Origin of the sequence: Aeromonas rivipollensis (assembly GCF_010974825.1) — a bacterium.
Classification (GTDB): domain Bacteria; phylum Pseudomonadota; class Gammaproteobacteria; order Enterobacterales; family Aeromonadaceae; genus Aeromonas; species Aeromonas rivipollensis.
On sequence record NZ_JAAILA010000026.1, the window covers coordinates 212062 to 229491 of the forward strand.

General features: G+C 62.0%; 14 protein-coding genes and 1 tRNA gene. 7 read left to right on the forward strand and 8 right to left on the reverse strand.

The features are described from left to right. Positions 1–68: 68 nt before the first annotated feature. The 3 genes from dnaG (at position 69) to G4923_RS16045 (ending at position 4191) form a co-directional block, all read left to right on the forward strand. On the forward strand, positions 69–1856 hold the full coding sequence (gene dnaG, locus G4923_RS16035; RefSeq protein ID WP_106885840.1) for a DNA primase: 1788 nt from the start codon (positions 69–71) through the stop codon (positions 1854–1856). A 183-nt stretch (positions 1857–2039) separates the two neighbouring features. Next, the gene (gene rpoD / locus G4923_RS16040) at positions 2040–3935 is read left to right on the forward strand and encodes an RNA polymerase sigma factor RpoD (protein ID WP_289976629.1); all 1896 of its coding nucleotides are present in this window, start codon (positions 2040–2042) and stop codon (positions 3933–3935) included. 179 nt (positions 3936–4114) lie between these two features. After that, positions 4115–4191 (forward strand) — tRNA-Ile (locus tag G4923_RS16045). Positions 4192–4239: 48 nt separating this feature from the next. Here G4923_RS16045 and G4923_RS16050 read toward each other — a convergent pair. The 6 genes from G4923_RS16050 to purH all read right to left on the reverse strand — a co-directional run bounded on the left by G4923_RS16050 (position 4240) and on the right by purH (position 12015). Continuing rightward, a complete protein-coding gene (locus tag G4923_RS16050; RefSeq protein ID WP_163137658.1) occupies positions 4240–4710 on the reverse strand; it encodes a tetratricopeptide repeat protein in 471 nt (156 codons plus the stop codon). A gap of 177 nt (positions 4711–4887) precedes the next feature. Then, positions 4888–7464 carry an alpha amylase C-terminal domain-containing protein gene (locus G4923_RS16055; RefSeq protein WP_163137659.1) on the reverse strand — a complete coding sequence of 859 codons (2577 nt, stop codon included), beginning with the start codon at positions 7462–7464 and terminating at the stop codon, positions 4888–4890. A 288-nt stretch (positions 7465–7752) separates the two neighbouring features. Beyond that, a complete protein-coding gene (locus tag G4923_RS16060; RefSeq protein WP_163137660.1) occupies positions 7753–8307 on the reverse strand; it encodes a cytochrome b/b6 domain-containing protein in 555 nt (184 codons plus the stop codon). After that, entirely contained in the window at positions 8288–8662 is a 375-nt protein-coding gene (locus G4923_RS16065; RefSeq protein ID WP_025328232.1) for a cytochrome b562, read from the reverse strand. The genes G4923_RS16060 and G4923_RS16065 overlap by 20 nt, the downstream gene beginning before the upstream one ends. Before the next feature lie 368 nt (positions 8663–9030). Then, entirely contained in the window at positions 9031–10320 is a 1290-nt protein-coding gene (purD, locus tag G4923_RS16070; RefSeq protein ID WP_106885845.1) for a phosphoribosylamine--glycine ligase, read from the reverse strand. A gap of 102 nt (positions 10321–10422) precedes the next feature. After that, positions 10423–12015 carry a bifunctional phosphoribosylaminoimidazolecarboxamide formyltransferase/IMP cyclohydrolase gene (gene purH / locus G4923_RS16075; protein WP_163137661.1) on the reverse strand — a complete coding sequence of 531 codons (1593 nt, stop codon included), beginning with the start codon at positions 12013–12015 and terminating at the stop codon, positions 10423–10425. A 422-nt stretch (positions 12016–12437) separates the two neighbouring features. On the opposite strand from purH, the gene zntR reads away from it, so the two are divergent. From zntR to G4923_RS16090, 3 genes are all read left to right on the forward strand, one after another. Further along, on the forward strand, positions 12438–12875 hold the full coding sequence (gene zntR, locus G4923_RS16080) for a Zn(2+)-responsive transcriptional regulator (RefSeq protein WP_139745780.1): 438 nt from the start codon (positions 12438–12440) through the stop codon (positions 12873–12875). Continuing rightward, complete coding sequence (locus G4923_RS16085; RefSeq protein WP_163137662.1) at positions 12865–13407, forward strand: dihydrofolate reductase family protein; 543 nt, start codon at positions 12865–12867, stop codon at positions 13405–13407. Before zntR ends, G4923_RS16085 begins: the two co-directional genes overlap by 11 nt. A 117-nt stretch (positions 13408–13524) precedes the next feature. Then, positions 13525–13740 (forward strand): alternative ribosome-rescue factor A, encoded by a 216-nt coding sequence (locus G4923_RS16090; protein WP_163137663.1) that lies wholly within the window; start codon positions 13525–13527, stop codon positions 13738–13740. A 225-nt stretch (positions 13741–13965) separates the two neighbouring features. Here the strand turns inward: G4923_RS16090 and hemW are convergent, their stop codons facing one another. Then, positions 13966–15111 carry a radical SAM family heme chaperone HemW gene (gene hemW, locus G4923_RS16095; RefSeq protein WP_163137664.1) on the reverse strand — a complete coding sequence of 382 codons (1146 nt, stop codon included), beginning with the start codon at positions 15109–15111 and terminating at the stop codon, positions 13966–13968. Positions 15112–15273: 162 nt separating this feature from the next. Beyond that, positions 15274–15870 carry an RdgB/HAM1 family non-canonical purine NTP pyrophosphatase gene (gene rdgB / locus G4923_RS16100; RefSeq protein WP_025328225.1) on the reverse strand — a complete coding sequence of 199 codons (597 nt, stop codon included), beginning with the start codon at positions 15868–15870 and terminating at the stop codon, positions 15274–15276. 236 nt (positions 15871–16106) lie between these two features. Between rdgB and G4923_RS16105 the strand changes: the two genes are divergently transcribed. Further along, complete coding sequence (locus tag G4923_RS16105) at positions 16107–17276, forward strand: multidrug effflux MFS transporter (RefSeq protein ID WP_163137665.1); 1170 nt, start codon at positions 16107–16109, stop codon at positions 17274–17276. Positions 17277–17430 lie beyond the last annotated feature (154 nt).

Sequence of the window (17430 nt, forward strand, 5' to 3'; positions counted from 1 at the left end):
GAAAGAAGCCGTGCTTCCCTGTGAATGCGCGGCTTTTTTATTTTTCCGAGTAATGAAACAGGACGGTTATGGCAGGCAGGATCCCACAATCCTTTATCGATGATCTGCTCGTACGTACCGATATCGTCGAGTTGATCGACTCGCGGGTGCGGCTGAAGAAGGCCGGCAAGAACTATCAGGCTTGCTGTCCTTTTCATAACGAAAAAAGCCCCTCTTTCACCGTCAGCCAGGAGAAGCAGTTCTACCACTGCTTCGGCTGTGGCGCCCACGGCAACGCCATCGGCTTTGTCATGGAATACGACGGACTCGAATTCCCCGACGCCATCGAAGAGCTCGCCAGCATGCAGGGCATGCAGGTGCCTCGCGAGCAGAGCCTGGGGGGCTCGGCCAGTTCCCAACCCGCCGTCAGCAAGGATCTCTATGAGCTGATGAGCCAGATTGCCCGCTTCTACGAGAGCAACCTCAAGGGGGCTCCTCAGGCGGTGGAATACCTGAAGGGGCGCGGTCTGACCGGGGAAGTGGTCAAACGCTTCAATATTGGCTATGCCCCGGGTGACTGGGATCAGGTCCGGCGGCGCTTTGGATCCAGTCGGGATCACGAACAGCTGCTCATCTCCGGCGGCATGCTGATCCCCCGCGACAGCGGTCCTGGCAGCTATGATCGCTTCCGTGATCGCATCATGTTCCCCATCCGTGACAAGCGGGGTCGGGTCATCGGCTTCGGTGGCAGGGTGCTGGGGGATGGCACTCCCAAGTACCTCAACTCGCCGGAGACCCCCATCTTTCACAAGGGGCGTGAACTGTTCGGCCTCTACGAGGTGAAGCAGGCACACAAGGATCCTCGTCGGATCCTGGTGGTGGAAGGCTATATGGACGTGGTGGCGCTCGGTCAGTACGACATCGACTATGCGGTGGCCGCGCTGGGGACGGCCACCACCAGTGACCATATCCACACCCTGTTTCGTACCACGGCGGAGGTGGTCTGCTGCTACGATGGCGACAACGCCGGCCGTGAAGCAGCATGGCGGGCGCTGGACAACGCCCTCTCCCATCTGCAGGACGGGCGCGAACTCAAATTCGTGTTTCTGCCGGATGGGGAGGATCCCGATTCTCTGGTCCGCCAGATCGGCAAGGAGGGGTTTGAGGCCTTGCTGGACGAGGCTCAGCCCTTCGCCGATTTCATGTTCGAACGTCTTGGGCGTGATGCCGCCCTTTCTGGTGAGGCGGGCAAGTTTGAAGTGGCCAACAAGGCTGCCGAACTGATCCGTCGCGTGCCGGAGGGCTTTACTCGCGAGGGATTGATCACCCGGCTCTCCAGCATGATGCGCTGGGGGGAGAACAAGCAGCGGATCGCCGAGCTGTTTGCCCGCAATAGCCAGCCCAAGGGCGAAGTCAGCAAGCCCAAGGCCGCCAAACTGACTCCCATTCGCCGGGCACTGGCTCTGATGGTGCAATATCCGGCGGTGACGGCTGAACTGCCGGCCATGCCGGAGCTGGCCGGGCTGCGGGTGCAGGGCATCAAATTCCTGTTGCAGCTGCATCAACAGATCCTGACTCAGCCAGGGATCACCACCGGTATCTTGCTGGAGCACTGGCGCGGCACCAAGGAGGGGGAGATCCTGGCTCAGCTGGCCATGCACGACCTGTTTGAAGAGATCAAACTCGACCAGGAGCCGGATATTCTGGGAGAATTGCAGGATACCTTCGTCGGTTTCATCAACCAGTTTCTGAAGCAACGAATCGAAGAATTGCAGGCCAAGGTGGCCCAGGAAGGGCTAAGCTCTGAGGAAACACAGGAGCTGATGATGCTGATCAGAGAGGTACAGATTGAGAAAAGAAATGAGAGCGGGGCTTGATATTTGAGTGATTAGTCCCAATATGAATACCGTTGCCCGAATCGACGGGATTAAAAGCAAACATTTTATAACCGCCTGGCCCCGACAATACTGCGGGCAGGGGTTTCTCATGACCGACGCCGCAACCAGACATAGCATGTCTGGCGGTTTTCTATTAGAATTGGCTATTTGCGCAGCAGCGCACTGTACGCGCAACCTAGCAACACCAACCGGATGAGTTCTATGGAGCAAACCCCGCAGTCTCAGCTTAAACTCCTCGTTGCCAAAGGTAAAGAACAGGGCTACCTGACCTATGCCGAGGTGAACGATCACCTCCCGCAAGACATTGTCGACTCTGACCAGATCGAAGACATCATCCAGATGATCAACGATATGGGTATCCAGGTAGTGGAAAACGCCCCGGACGCCGATGATCTGATCATGGCCGAAGGTGGTACCGCCGATGAGGACGCTGCCGAAGCAGCGGCCCAGGCTCTGGCATCTGTTGAATCTGAGATTGGTCGCACGACCGATCCCGTCCGCATGTACATGCGGGAAATGGGTACCGTCGAACTGCTGACCCGTGAAGGCGAAATCGACATCGCCAAACGGATCGAGGACGGTATCAATCAGGTACAAAGCTCCGTTGCCGAGTACCCTGAAGCCATCACTTACCTGCTCGAACAGTACGACAAGTACGAAGCCGAGCAACTGCGTCTGTCCGACATCATCTCCGGCTTTATCGATCCGAACGAAGCGGACGACGTGGCGCCGACCGCCACTCACATCGGTTCTGAACTCAGTGAAGACGATCTCGCTGACGAAGACGAAGATGAAGACGAGGATGAAGACGAAGACGGCGACAGCTCCGACGACGATGGAGACGGTGGTCCGGATCCGGAAGTCGCCCGCGAGAAGTTCGGTGAACTGCGTGCCCAGTACGAAGTCACCCGTCTCTCCATCCAGAAGAATGGTCGCGCCCACGACGACACCCAGGCTGCCATCGCCCAGCTGGCCGATGTGTTCCGTCAATTCCGCCTGATGCCCAAGCAGTTCGATCGCCTGGTCAACAACATGCGGGAGATGATGGAGCGGGTTCGCGTGCAGGAACGCATCATCATGAAGCTCTGCGTTGAGCAGGCCAAGATGCCGAAGAAGACCTTCGTCGCGGCCTTCACCAACAACGAGTGCGAGACTGCCTGGTTTGAATACCAGAAGCAGGCTGGCAAGGCCTGGTCTCCCCGTCTGCTCGAGATGGACGAAGAAGTGCTGCGTTCCATCGGCAAGCTGCAGCAGATCGAAGAAGAGACCGGTCTGTCGATCGCCCAGATCAAGGACATCAACCGTCGCATGAGCATTGGTGAGGCCAAGGCCCGCCGTGCGAAGAAAGAGATGGTCGAGGCCAACTTGCGTCTGGTGATCTCCATCGCCAAGAAGTACACCAACCGTGGTCTGCAGTTCCTGGATCTGATCCAGGAGGGCAACATAGGTCTGATGAAGGCGGTGGACAAGTTTGAATACCGTCGTGGCTACAAGTTCTCGACCTATGCCACCTGGTGGATCCGTCAGGCCATTACCCGCTCCATCGCGGATCAGGCCCGTACCATCCGTATCCCGGTGCACATGATCGAGACCATCAACAAGCTCAACCGTATCTCCCGTCAGATGCTGCAGGAGATGGGTCGCGAACCGAACCCGGAAGAGCTGGCCATGCGCATGGGCATGCCGGAAGACAAGATCCGCAAGGTACTGAAAATCGCCAAGGAGCCCATCTCCATGGAGACGCCCATAGGTGATGATGAAGATTCCCACTTGGGCGACTTCATCGAAGATACCACCTTGGCCCTGCCGGCGGATGCGGCGACCAGCGAGAGCCTGCGCAACGCCACCCGCGAAGTGCTGGCTGGCCTGACTGCCCGCGAAGCCAAGGTGCTGCGGATGCGTTTCGGGATCGACATGAACACTGACCACACCCTCGAGGAAGTGGGCAAGCAGTTCGACGTCACCCGTGAGCGTATTCGTCAGATCGAAGCCAAGGCACTGCGCAAACTGCGCCACCCGAGCCGCTCGGAAGTGCTGCGCAGCTTCCTGGACGAATAGTCCTGAGGCACTGCCTGAGCCCTGTCTCAAAAGCCCCGCCATGCGGGGCTTTGTTTTATCCGGAAGCCTGGGTGCAAAAGATTAGCGGAATAGTGGACAAAAACTCGCCAAGTGGTTGATCTGCCTATGGACGGCTTATCTCACATCCCCTATAATCCACGCCGCAAAACCAAGATTCTGGCCCCTTAGCTCAGTTGGTTAGAGCAGTCGACTCATAATCGATTGGTCGCCCGTTCAAGTCGGGCAGGGGCCACCACATTCAGACAAAGCCGCTCATCATGAGCGGCTTTGTCGTTTCTGGCGTTCACCAGCGCCTGTCGAGATCCCCGGCGTAGAGTGCCATGGCTCGCCTGTAGGGGACGAGGGCAGGATCTGTGGTCGTCTCGGCCAGCACCGCCAGCAGCGTCTCCATCCCCTCTTTGTGGTGCCCCAGGCTGTAGCAGGCCATGGCACGGAACACCCTGAACTCGGTGGCGTCCGGAAAGCGGGCCAACCCCTGGTCGAAGGCGGCAAGGGCTTCGGCATATTGCCCGGTGCAGCGAAAAGAGCTGCCAAGGCCGAGCCAGGCGCCGCGCAAGGAGGCCTCGCCCAGTCCCAGCGCTATGGCCTTCTGGTAGAGGGGAATGGCCTGGGCCTCGCGCCCCTGCATGTCGTGCAGGCTGGCCACTTCATAATGCAGTTCGGCGTGTTGCGGGTGCTCGATGAGTTGCAGCAGGCCGTGCTGGCGGGCTTCTTCGATCCGTCCCTCGGCCTTGAGGGTTTCCAATAGTTTCATATGCGCTCCTGCATGGGGATGTGAAGGCAGTATGCCTGCCCGTCGGCGAACTGGGAACGGGGGGGCTGGCAGAGGGGGAGCGTGATGGCGCCATCGGGCCCATGAAAAGGCCTCCAGCCCTGTGGGAAGGAGGCCATGGGATGCCCGAAGGTCACAAGGGCGTTACGCCCCTGGGGCTTACTGGGCGCTCAGGCTGTAGGTCAGGGTCTGGTCGTTGAAGCGCACCACATAGGCACCGACCACTGCGGTGGTGATGTCGGCTCCGGCCAGCTCGGCCACGCCGTCCTTGTTGGTGTCGCCGTAGTTCTGGGTCCAGTCACCCTTGACGTCGAACTTGAAGCGCTGGCCGCCGCTGCCATCACCGGCCCCCGTGAAGGTGACGCCGGCCTGCCACTGGTGATCCCCCACCAGCGTCATGGGAGTGGTGCCCCAGCCATTGGTGGTGCCACGGATGTTCAGGCTGGCGATGTTCTTGGCATAGCCGACGCTGACCGGGGTCAGGCTGTATTGCAGGGTCTGGTCGTTGAAGCGTACCCGGTACTGGCCGCTGACCGGGGTCAGTATGTCGGCACCCCCCTGTTCGGCCACGCCATCCTTGTTGGTGTCGCCATAGTTCTGGGTCCAGTCTCCCTTGACGTCGAACTTGAAGCGCTGGTTGGCCTGGCCGTTGAAGGTGGCCAAGGCCTCCCATTGGTTGTCGGCAACCAGCGTCATGGCGAGCGAGCCCCAGGCATTGGGGGTGCCACGCAGGTGCAGGGTCGGCAGCACGCTGTTGTAGGCGCCGTTGCTGTCGGTGACCGTCACAGTTGCGCTGGCACTGGCGGTCAGCCCCTCGGCATCGGTGACTGTCAGGGTGACAATATGGGTGCCCGGGGTATCGAACTGGACTGTCTCAGTGGGGGCGCTGCCGCCGGTAGACCAGCTGTAGCTTGCCACGCCTTCATCGTCGGTGGAGGCGGAGCCATCGAACACCACGCTCTCCCCCGTCTTGACGCTGAGGACCTTGGGCGAGAGGGCGGCGACCGGTGCCTGGTTGCTGGTGAGAGGGATGACCGTATAGCGCAGATCGCCTTCGCTCAGGGTGATGCGGTAGCTGCCCGCCCCGCTGACCAGGATATCCTTGCTGCTGCCCTTGTCGGCGATGCCGTCCCCTTCGTTGTCGCCGTAGCTCTCGGTCCAGTTGCCGAAGACGTCGAACTTGAAGCGCTGGGCGCCGGTGGCGTCACCGCTGCCGGTCAGGGTCAGGGTGGCGGACCAGACGCGGTTGGCATCGACTGTCATGGGGGTGTTGCCCCAGGCGTTGTGGGTGCCGCGCAGGTTCATGCTGCTGAACTTGTTGCCAGGCAGGGCGGTGCCGCCGCAGGTGCTGGCCTTGGTGCAGCCAGCGATGATGGCGGCGGCCTTCATGGCCGGCACGTTCAGGCTGGCCTTGCCGCTGCCGTCGACGGTGACATAGCCCCCGCTGCAGTAGTCATTGCCACCCAGGAGGTTGCAGTACTCGCCCGCCGGCAGGCCGGTCTGCACCGAGGCCACCAGGCTGCCGCTCTCGTTGTTGATGGCGACGAAGCCCTTGTCTCCCCGACCGAAGGCTATCTGGTTGTTGCCGTTGTCCCACCAGTGACTGACAGCCTGCCCCTCGGTTCTGTTGTGGAACAGGGCCATGTTCATGATGGTCGGGCGACGTTGCTCGCAGTTCCACTGGCCATCGGTGCAGGGCGTGCTGCCCGGCGCCCCCTTGTCGGTTTCATAGGTGCCCATGTTCTCGAAGCGATAGCCCGACATCACCTGTTTCCAGCCATAGGGCCAGGCCATCATGAAGGTGTTGGCCAGCTCATAGCGGGCTCCGCTCATGAAGGTGAGCATGCCGCCGCCCCCGTGGCCGCGCTCGCGGTCGTGGTTGACCACGAAGACGAAGGCCTTGTTGGAGGGGAGCAGGCCCCAGCTCTCGCCGAGGGTCTTGAGGTTCTTGATCTGGCCGTTGAAGTTGGCGGCGAGATCCGTGCCGTATTTGAAGTCGGTGACTGTGTCTATGTAGGTGTAGCGACCCGGCTGGATGTCTGCCGACTCTCCCCCTGCACCTATCACTTCCAGGTAGGCTTTGGGGCTGCCCGCCTTGTCGAGTATGGCCTTCACCTCGCCGGGGGCCATGTGCTTGGCCGCATCGATGCGAAAGCCCGCCACGCCCCAACCCAGCAGGGTCTTCATGTAGCTGGCTATCTGATCCTGCACGTAGGGAGAGCCGGTATTGAGATCCGGCATGCCGTAGAGGGCGCCGTTCCAGACGTTGTTGCTGTCGCCGTAGTTGGTGATGTCACCGCTGTGGTGGAAGTCGTTGTAGCCGAACTGGGGATACTGATATTGCCCCGAGTTGTAGCTGCCGCCGCCGGTGGCTGTTCCGGTGCCCGAGGCCAGCTGGTTGAAGACGGCGTCGGCATAGACCTTGACCCCGGCCGCATTGCAGCGGGTGATCATGCTCCTGAGCTCTGCCTCGCTGCCGCCGAAGCTGTTGAAGTTCTTGAAGCTGACGGGCTGGTAGACGGTCCACCAGACCTGGCTCCCCTGCTTGTGCTCGGCGGGCGGCGTGATCTGGACGCCACCGAACCCCTTGGGGCCGAGCACTGTCTCGCACTCGTTGGCGATGTCGTTGAACTTCCATTGGAACAGGTGGACCATGACTCCTTCGGCGGCGGCTGTGTGGCTGAATGAGCCCAGCACCGCGGCGAGCATGGCGGTTCGAAACACTGTGTTGTGCATGACGATTTTCCCTTCGATCTTGTTATTGACGTGTCACTGTCATCATGTCGAACGGACCACAAACAACCTCGTTCGGCTCTGTAGCATTGATGAAATCGAGGAGATTGAAAATCGTACAGCCGGGATTAGTTAAGAAGTGTGAATGAAAATGCTTTCATGGCGGCCGGGCAAAAGAGGGGGAGGCGTCGCGCCGTTGAGGGGGTAAAGCCGGTGCGGCCGCCTGGAAGAGGTGGCCTTGCGGTTGGACAAGCAGGGAAAGGAAGACGGGCACCCTGGTGCCCGTCTGCTTCAGGAATGGGGTTCCTGCTGACGCTCTGGCACCCGGCGCCGGCGGCGGGGCAGCATCCGGGTCACCAGGTTGCTGCGCTGACGCCAGGAGGTGTAGACGATGGCGCACAGGTGCAGGGCTATCATGGCCTGCAGTGCCCAGGTACACCAGAGATGCCAGTCGTCGGCCCCCAGCTCGAAGCCGGTCTCGGTGTTCTGGAACCAGCCGCTGCCAGCGGTCGCCAGCACCAGCAGCCAGAGTGCCCAGACCGCCAGCTTGCCGCTGCCGTGATGGCCGGGCGCCGCCGGTGCGCGCTCGCGCAGCGCCACCGTCTGCTGGCGGAAATCGTCCCGGCTCGGGATGAGGGCGCCAAGGCGGGCATGGCCCCGTGCCAGGGTGAGACCCCACAGCAGGCGCAACCCGATCAGGGCCATGGCGCCATAGCCCAGCCATTCATGCCACTCCTCGCCCGCCTCGTTGAGCCAGAGGTTGCCGATGCAGACCGCTGCCACACCCCAGTGGGTAAGGCGGACCAGACCATCCCAGTGGAAGGGATCAGCCTTTCTGCTTGGCATATTGGTGGTACTCCTTCTTCAGGTCGTTGACCTTGGCCAGATGGGCCTGGGCCTTCTCCTGATCACCGGCCTGCAGGGCCGCCAGGCTGGCATCCAGCTCGCTCTGCACCTTGTTCATGCCCTCGAGGAACTTCTCCTTCTTGGCAGCCGGCATGTTTCTCTCCTTGGCCACATCGAGCTGGGCCTTCATCTCCTTGATGTGTTTCTCCATGGTGGCCGCATCATCTGCCTTGACGGCCTGCTTGTAGTTGAAGCCGATCTTCTTCATCGGCTGCTCCAGATCGCCGGCCATGGCGGGCAGGGTCATCAGGCCAAACATCAGGGGCAGCAGCAGGGGACGCACAGTTTTCAACATGGGATTTCCTTATGAGACGACGATATTGCAGGTTCTTATGGCACTCATTTGAGTGCGGTATCATGCAGCATGATGCCATGAAAGCGGGGCAATTGTATGGGGAAAGTGCGACCAATTGTGACGAAATGTGTGCATTGTGCTGTACATATGTAGTCAGAAGGGGGTGAGCCGGGGGCGGAAAAAGGGCGGCAACCCGGGGTCATGCGCCCGAGGCGGAGAGAGGTGCCAAGGGGATGAATGCCTCCTTGCCACCACCACATCGGGCTTAGGGGGAAGTCTGGGGCTGGCTGGGCGGTTATCCGCGCCCCCGATGGCCCGGGCAGCAAAAAGGGCCCGCAGGCCCTTGTGTTCGATGGGGGAGGCAGCCTTTACTTGGCCTGCTCGCGCTCGATGGCGCGCCAGCCGATGTCCTTGCGGTAGAAGACACCGTCCCACTGGATCCGACCCGCCAACTGGTAGGCGCGTTGCTGCGCCTCGGCGACAGTGTGGCCCAGCGCGGTGGCGCAGAGCACGCGGCCACCGGCGGTGACTATGGTGTCTCCCGCCAGCTGGGAGCCGGCATGGAATACCTTCTCGCCGCTCGCCTCTTCCACCGGCAGGCCGCTGATGGGCTTGCCCTGCTGGTAGTCACCGGGGTAACCGCCCGCCGCCAGCACCACGCCGATGGCGACGCGGGGATCATAGATGGCTTCGACCTGATCCAGCTTGCCGGCACAGGCGGCCAGACACAGCTCCACCAGATCGGAGCGCATCCGCAGCATGATGGGCTGGGTCTCGGGGTCGCCGAAGCGGCAGTTGAACTCGATCACCTTGGGGTTGCCCTGGGGATCTATCATCAGGCCGGCGTAGAGGAAGCCGGTGTAGACGTTGCCCTCGGCCGCCATGCCGCGCACCGTCGGCATGATCACCTGCTCCATCACGCGTTGATGCACCGCATCTGTCACCACGGGCGCCGGAGAATAGGCCCCCATGCCGCCGGTGTTGAGGCCGGTGTCGCCGTCGCCGACCCGCTTGTGATCCTGGCTGGTGGCCATGGGCAGCACGTGCTCACCATCCACCATGACGATGAAGCTCGCCTCTTCCCCGTCCAGGAACTCCTCGATCACCACACGGGCGCCGGCGTCGCCGAAGGCATTGCCGGAGAGCATGTCACGCACCGCCGCTTCCGCCTCTTCGAGGGTCATGGCGACGATGACGCCCTTGCCGGCGGCCAGACCGTCAGCCTTGATGACGATGGGGGCACCCTTCTCGCGCAGGTAGGCCAGAGCAGGCTCCACCTCGGTGAAGTTCTGGTAGTCGGCAGTGGGGATGGCGTGGCGCGCCAGGAAGTCCTTGGCAAAGGCCTTGGAGCCCTCCAGCTGGGCGGCGGCGGCGGTCGGGCCGAAGATGGCGAGCCCTTCGGCACGGAAGGCATCCACCACCCCTTTCACCAGGGGCGCTTCCGGCCCGACTATGGTGAGACCTATCTGCTGGGCCTTGGCGAAAGCCAGCAGGGCCTGGATGTCGGTCGCCTCTATGGCGACGTTCTCTATGCTGCCCTCGTGGGCGGTGCCGGCATTGCCGGGGGCGACGAACACCCGGGTCACCATGGGGGATTGCTTGGCCTTCCAGGCCAGGGCGTGCTCACGGCCGCCGTTGCCAATGATCAGTACTTTCATCGTATCGCTCGCTTCTATTTGTGATAACCGCCTGGGGCAGCGGTTGAAAATAGTCAGTTGAAAAGAGACAACAAAAGGGCCGCCAGTGGCGGCCCTGACTCATCAGTGACGGAAATGGCGCATGTTGGTGAACACCATGCACATGCCGTGCTCGTTGGCGGCCTCGATCACCTCGTTGTCGCGCATGGAACCACCTGGCTGGATGACGCAGGAGATGCCCGCGGCGGCGGCGGCATCTATGCCGTCGCGGAACGGGAAGAAGGCGTCGGAGGCCATGACGGAGCCCGCCACCGTCAGCCCTTCATCCTCGGCCTTGATGCCGGCTATCTTGGCGGAGTAGACCCGGCTCATCTGGCCGGCGCCCACGCCTATGGTCTGGCCGTTCTTGGCATAGACGATGGCGTTGGATTTGACGAACTTGGCGACCTTCCAGCAGAACAACAGATCCTTGAGTTCGGCCTCGGTCGGCTGACGCTGGCTGACCACTGTCAGATCCCCCAGGGTGACCATGCCGTGATCCCGCTCCTGCACCAGCAGGCCGCCGTTGACGCGCTTGAGGTCAAAGCCTTGGGCCGGGGCAGTCCACTGGCCGCATTCGAGCAGGCGCACATTCTGCTTGGCGGCGACCGCCTCGCGGGCCGCCTGGCTGATGCTGGGGGCTATGATCACCTCGACGAACTGACGGGCGACTATGGCCGCTGCAGTGGCGCCATCCAGCTCGCGGTTGAAGGCGATGATGCCGCCAAAGGCGGAGGTGGGGTCGGTCTGGTAGGCGCGATCGTAGGCACCCAGCAGATCCTCACCTATGGCGACGCCACAGGGGTTGGCGTGCTTGACGATGACGCAGGCCGGCTCGGCGAACTCCTTCACGCACTCCAGCGCCGCGTCTGTGTCGGCGATGTTGTTGTAGGAGAGCGCCTTGCCCTGCAGCTGGATGGCGCTTGCCACCGAGCCAGGTGCGGCCTGCTCTTCGGCGTAGAAGGCGGCAGCCTGGTGGCTGTTCTCGCCGTAGCGCATGTCCTGCTTCTTGATGAACTGGGCGTTGAAGGTGCGCGGGAAGCGGGACTCGGCGTCGCCTTCCTTGTTGTCACCGTAGGAGGGGACCAGGGTGCCGAAGTAGTTGGCTATCATGCCGTCGTAGGCGGCGGTGTGTTCGAAGGCCGCGATGGCCAGATCGAAGCGGGTAGCCAGGGTCAGGCTGTTGCCGTTGCCATCCATCTCGGCGATCACCCGGCCGTAATCGGCCGCCTTGACGACTATGGTGACGTCCTTGTGGTTCTTGGCGGCGGAGCGGACCATGGTCGGGCCGCCGATGTCGATGTTCTCGACGGCGTCTTCCAGGGTGCAACCTGGCTTGGCCACGGTGGCGGCGAAGGGATAGAGGTTGACGACGACCATGTCGATGGGGGAGATAGCGTGCTGGGCCATGATGGCGTCATCCCGATCGCGGCGGCCGAGGATGCCACCGTGCACCTTGGGATGCAGGGTCTTGACCCGGCCATCCATCATCTCGGGGAAGCCGGTGTAGTCGGAGACCTCGGTCACCGGCAGGCCCGCATCGGCCAGCAGCTTGGCGGTACCGCCGGTGGAGAGCAGGGCCACGCCACGCTCGTTGAGTGCCTTGGCAAATTCCAGGATGCCAGTCTTGTCAGACACACTCAGCAGCGCACGGCGAATGGGTCGAGCTTGTTCCATCACACTATCGTCCTCAGCATAACGGGGACCGTTCCATGGGAGGCGAGGCTCAACACAGAGAGTCCCCAAATAAATGGAAGTGGGGGATTTCGCAAACCACTCTCGCCAAAAAGACCTGCTGTTGGCAAACGCGTTTTAGGAAATGCCCGCTTGACGCGACGCTCTCTTGTGGGCGCGTATTCTACACAAAAAATGTGAGCCGTGGTGGATTTTTTAAAGAGACAAAGCCTTGTGTGGTGCGGTGTTAAACGTTTTCTGGTGATTTTTTGTGAAACGTTTGTCTTTTCAGTGTTTTGAGGGTAAAGAGCCGGGAAGGCCGGGGTTGGCTGCCGCTTTCCTGCCTTTGGCTGGCAATCGCCGGGCAAAGGGGCGATAGTGGAAGCCGGTTTATATTGAGTACCATGTTTGGCGGGAGAGGAAGGATGTATCGGATCGGGGAACTGGCCAAGGCGTGCGGGGTGAAGGCGGACACCCTGCGCTTTTACGAGAAGAACGGACTCATCTCGCCGGGGATCCGCAACGAGTCGGGTTACCGCCTCTATGGGGAGCAGGACAGGCGGCGGCTGGAGTTCATCATCCGCGCCAAGTCGGTGGGCTTCTCCCTGGCGGACATAGGGGAGCTGCTCGCCCTCGACACCAACAAGGCCAGAGTCACCTGTCAGGAGGTGAAGGCGGTGGCCGACACCAAGCTTGAACAGGTGGAGCAGAAGATTGTCGAGCTGACCCGCTTTCGGGAGAACCTGAAGGCACTCTCCGACATCTGCTGCGGCGGCCCTCGCTCGGCGGAGCACTGCGCCATCCTGGAGACCCTGGAGTCCGGCACCTCTTCCCGTCACGAGCATCACGACCATGAGCACTGAGCGCCATCGCCCCCGGGTCTCTGCCTTCCTCGCCCTCTCCCTCGATGGTTTTATCGCGGGGGAGGGGAACGATCTCGCCTGGCTGGAACCCTATAACGGCGACTCCCAGGAGGAGACCGGCTACAGCGCCCTGATGGCCAGCGCCGATCTGCTGCTGATGGGGCGCAACAGCTACGATGTCGTGCGCGCCTTCCCCGACTGGCCCTACGGCGACAAACCTGTGACCGTGCTGACCCACAGGTCCACCACGCCCCGTGCCCATGTCTCTTTCCGGCAGGGGGCGCTGGCGCAGGTGCTGAGCGAGCTGTGGCAGGAGGGGGCGCGGCACATCTATCTGGACGGTGGCGAGGTCGTGAGGCAGGGCCTGCAGGCTGGGCTGGTGGACGAGCTGACCCTGTTCTGGGTGCCGGTGGTGCTGGGCAAAGGAGTCTCGCTGTTTGGCGGCGAGCCGCTGCCAGAGCGGCTTGTCCCGCTCTCCACTGCAGTGCTGGCGAGCGGCCTGGTGCGGGTGAGCTACCGGCCCGCTCCCTGAGCCTGGGCAATCCGCCCCGGCCTCTTGCACTTGGGGGCCGGGAGGCGCACAATCGGCGCGTTTTTATTTCCACTGGCGTATTTTTAGCCAGTTTCAACCACACAGACAGGAGCCAATATGGCCAAGAAGAAGCGGGTCGATATCATCGATCAGGCCCACGATCATGGGCGGGGCGTCATCCAGGACAATCACCTCAAGGCGCTGGTGACCTCAACCCTGTTCCAGGCCAGGGTCGAACCAAGCAAGAAGGGCAAAGGCAGCTATCAGCGCAAGGCCAAGCACGGCCAGCGGTGGGAGCCCGGTCAACAGCAGATGGTACGCGTCTGCTGCTGAGCGGGTTTCTGCTTTGGAACCTGTCCACGATCTTGCTGCTAGGCCGTGATCAAGGCTCATGTGCTGCTCGCAATCCTCATGTGTACTTACACACTCCGGTTCCTGCGCTGCTCTTCACCTTGCTGACAGCCTCTCGCGACAGACCGTGAACAGGTTCTTAGAACCAAAACAAGCGGGGCGCTCATGGCGCCCCGCTTGTGTTCCATCTGGTTAAAGGCGTTTGCCTCATTCGTCCATAAAGAGCTCGAGCAACACGTTGAGATAGCGATGGCCGAGAGACGTCAGCTGCCAGCACTCTCCCAAGTCTTCGATAAGCTCCTTGGTCTGGGCAACAGCCAGCATGGTTTCCACCCGCTCCAGCGGCAGCCCTGTATAGGCCTCGAACTCCGCCTTGGGGGCCGGCTCGAACAGTCTGAACCTGTTCATGAAGTACTCCAGCGGCAGATCGTCCGCGCTCACCTGCCACTGGCTGTCCAGATAGGAGCGGGCAGGGTCCAGATAACCCTTGGGGTGCTTCACCTTGGCGGTGCGCAGGATCTGCTGGTTCGCGAGATCCGTCACCTTGCCGTGGGCACCGCAGCCTATGCCCAGATAGTCGCCAAAGCGCCAGTAGTTGAGGTTGTGGCGGCACTGATAGCCCGCCTTGGCGTAGGCCGAGATCTCGTACTGCTGATAACCCTGGGCGGTGAGCATGGCGTGACCCTGCTCATAGATGTCCCACAGGGTGTCATCTTCCGGCAGCTTGGGCGGCTTGGAGGCGAACGCCGTGTTCGGCTCTATGGTGAGCTGATACCAGGAGAGATGGGGCGGCGCGCAGTCCATGGCCTGCTGCAGATCATAGAGGGCGTCCTCCAGGCTCTGATCCGGCAGGCCGTGCATCAGATCCAGGTTGAAGGTGGGCAGCTTGATGGCATGGGCCAGCTCGGCGGCCTTGCGTGCCTCCTCCGGGCCGTGGATGCGGCCGAGGCGGGTCAGCTTCTCCTGCTGGAAGCTCTGCACCCCGATGGAGATGCGGTTGATGCCGGCGCGCTGGAAGCTGGCGAACTTGTCCGCCTCAACCGTGCCCGGGTTGGCCTCCATGGTGATCTCGCAATCCGGGGTCAGGGCGATGCGGGCACGCACCCCGTCCAGCAGCGCCTGCATGGCTTCCACGGAGAGCAGACTCGGCGTACCACCGCCGATAAAGATGGAGGAGAGCGGGCGCCCCTGGGCCCAGTGCAGATCCTTATCCAGATCCTCCAGCAGGGCGGCCACGTACTCGAGGTGGGGTAGCTCCCCCTTCTGGGCGTGGGAGTTGAAGTCGCAGTAGGGGCACTTCTGGACGCACCAGGGCACATGGATATAGAGGGAGAGGGGCGGCAGTTGCAGCATGGGGTTTCCAATAATCAAAAATCAAAACGGGGGCCTGGCTGGCTCCCCATGGTCAATGAGGGCCTGCGCTCGTTGAGCCGGGAGGCCATAAGCAACACGGGGGCCGACGGCCCCCATTGTAGATGAAATGCGTGCCGGCGTATCCCGGAGCCCGGTCGGGTCTCAGTGCGCCGCGGCCAATGCGGCCTTGAGCTTGGCCAGGGCCTGGCCACGGTGACTGAGCTGGTTTTTGAGCTCAGCCGGCATCTGGGCCGAGGTGCAGTCGTGATCCGGCACGAAGAACACGGGATCATAGCCAAAGCCGTGCTGACCACGGGGCTCGTCGATGATCATCCCCTCCCAGCTCGCCTGGCAGATGATGGGGGTGGGATCGTCGGCGTGGCGCATATAGACCAGCACGCACCAGAAGCGGGCGCTCTTGAGGTAGTCGGGGGCACCTTGCAGCTCGGCCAGCAGCTTGTCGATGTTCTCCTTGTCGCTGGCACCGGCACCGGCAAAGCGGGCGGAGTAGACGCCGGGGCGACCGTGCAGCAGGTCCACTTCGAGGCCTGAGTCGTCAGCGACGGCGGGCAGGCCTGTGATGCGGGCGGCGTGGCGTGCCTTGATGATGGCATTCTCGACGAAGGTGGTGCCGGTCTCGTCGGCATCGGAGACCGCAAACTCGCTCTGTGGGATCACCTGGATCTTCATATCGGCCAGCATGGCGGCCAATTCCTTCACCTTTTTCTGGTTCCCTGTTGCCAGGACAAGCTTGTTCATCGCACACCTCCGCAAAAATAATCTGCGCATTCTATGCGGGGCAGGGGTTTAGTAAAAGCGCCAATTGCCTGCAATCCGGCACCGGATGAGGGCTGCCCTGGTCGTGCTGAGAGGCAGATAAAATACATGTTTCCTCATAGGAATAACCAAAGTGATTAAATACCATTTCAATTCATTACTCTGAGTCAGTAGACTCGCGCACCAATCGATTTTCCCCCTAGGGCTTGAGGTGACTGATGCCATTGATTCTTCTGCTTGTACTCCTGGTGCTGTTCAGCCCGCTGGCCATCGACATCTATCTGCCCGCCATCCCGCAGATGGCCGAGCAGCTGGGGGCCGAGGTGACCCTGATGCAAGGCACCATCACCTGGTTCCTGTTCAGCATGGGGCTGGGTCAGCTGCTGGTGGGGCCGCTCGCCGACCGCTACGGCCGCAAGCCCATCGCCCTTGGCGGTGTGCTGCTCTACGGGCTGAGCGCCCTGGCCGCCGGTTTTGCCGCCAGCCTGGGTGAGCTGATGCTGGCGCGGGTGCTGCAAGGCTTCGGTGCCTGTGCCACCTCGGTCGCCGCCTTCTCGGTGGTGCGTGACAGCTATGGCCCCAAGAAGAGCGGTCAGATGATCTCCTACCTGAACGGCGCCATCTGCTTCATTCCCGCCCTGGCCCCCCTGCTCGGTGGCTGGCTCACCGCCAAGGCGGGCTGGTCGGCCAACTTCTGGTTTATGGCCGGGTACGCCGTTGTGGTCGGCAGCTGGCTGCTGTGGCGCATGCCGGAGACTCGCCCGGAGGAGACCAGCAGCAGCGGCCCGCTCATCAGCTGGTCCCGCTACAGCCCTGTGCTGCGCTCCCCGAGCTTCCTGTTCAACGCGGCGCTCTGCATGTTGGCGATGGCGGTGATCCTGGCCTACGTCACGGCGGCGCCGGTACAGCTGATGGTGAAGCTGGGTCTGGACATGAACGGCTTCAGCTACTGGTTCACCGCCAACGCGGCGCTCAACATCCTGGCCTGCTTCCTGGCGCCGCGCTTCATCGCAAGAGTGGGACCGAGACGCACCCTGCGTATCGGCCTGCTGGTGCTGCTGCTGTCGGCCATCCTGCTGACGCTGACCATGCACCTGGCTCATCCGCTGGCGATGATGGGGCCCGTGTTCCTCTCCAGCATCGGCTTCGCCATGATACTGGGCGCTGCAGCCGGCATGGCGCTGGCCCCCTTCGGCCACTGCGCCGGCACCGCCGCCGCCGCCCTGCTCGGGCTGTTCCAGATGAGCGGCTCCGGCGCCCTGGTGGGGATCACCGGATGGCTGATGCCGGATCCCCTGAGCCAGTTGGCACTGCACATGTGGCTGCTGCTGCCCCCCTTGCTGATGCTGATGACGCGGCAGGGTCGTCGCCTCTGCCTGCAGCCTTGATGCGCGGGGGCACAACCCCCGGCATTGATGGATAACGTCGCTTGCACAGGCAATAAATCCTGTGCTCTGATGAACGAAACGGGGGCTTAAGGCCCCCTTCTTTTTTGGGCGCAACCTCGCCAGGTGCCTATCATCAGGTGCCTATCATATTGGA

What these genes read in the sequence shown, in the direction of transcription:
- dnaG (WP_106885840.1), top strand. Translation starts at nt 69, where the DNA reads ATGGCAGGCAGGATCCCACAATCCTTTATCGATGATCTGCTCGTACGT.
- G4923_RS16050 (WP_163137658.1), bottom strand. Translation starts at nt 4,710, where the DNA reads ATGAAACTATTGGAAACCCTCAAGGCCGAGGGACGGATCGAAGAAGCC.
- G4923_RS16055 (WP_163137659.1), bottom strand. Translation starts at nt 7,464, where the DNA reads ATGCACAACACAGTGTTTCGAACCGCCATGCTCGCCGCGGTGCTGGGC.
- G4923_RS16060 (WP_163137660.1), bottom strand. Translation starts at nt 8,307, where the DNA reads ATGCCAAGCAGAAAGGCTGATCCCTTCCACTGGGATGGTCTGGTCCGC.
- G4923_RS16065 (WP_025328232.1), bottom strand. Translation starts at nt 8,662, where the DNA reads ATGTTGAAAACTGTGCGTCCCCTGCTGCTGCCCCTGATGTTTGGCCTG.
- purD (WP_106885845.1), bottom strand. Translation starts at nt 10,320, where the DNA reads ATGAAAGTACTGATCATTGGCAACGGCGGCCGTGAGCACGCCCTGGCC.
- purH (WP_163137661.1), bottom strand. Translation starts at nt 12,015, where the DNA reads ATGGAACAAGCTCGACCCATTCGCCGTGCGCTGCTGAGTGTGTCTGAC.
- zntR (WP_139745780.1), top strand. Translation starts at nt 12,438, where the DNA reads ATGTATCGGATCGGGGAACTGGCCAAGGCGTGCGGGGTGAAGGCGGAC.
- G4923_RS16085 (WP_163137662.1), top strand. Translation starts at nt 12,865, where the DNA reads ATGAGCACTGAGCGCCATCGCCCCCGGGTCTCTGCCTTCCTCGCCCTC.
- G4923_RS16090 (WP_163137663.1), top strand. Translation starts at nt 13,525, where the DNA reads ATGGCCAAGAAGAAGCGGGTCGATATCATCGATCAGGCCCACGATCAT.
- hemW (WP_163137664.1), bottom strand. Translation starts at nt 15,111, where the DNA reads ATGCTGCAACTGCCGCCCCTCTCCCTCTATATCCATGTGCCCTGGTGC.
- rdgB (WP_025328225.1), bottom strand. Translation starts at nt 15,870, where the DNA reads ATGAACAAGCTTGTCCTGGCAACAGGGAACCAGAAAAAGGTGAAGGAA.
- G4923_RS16105 (WP_163137665.1), top strand. Translation starts at nt 16,107, where the DNA reads ATGCCATTGATTCTTCTGCTTGTACTCCTGGTGCTGTTCAGCCCGCTG.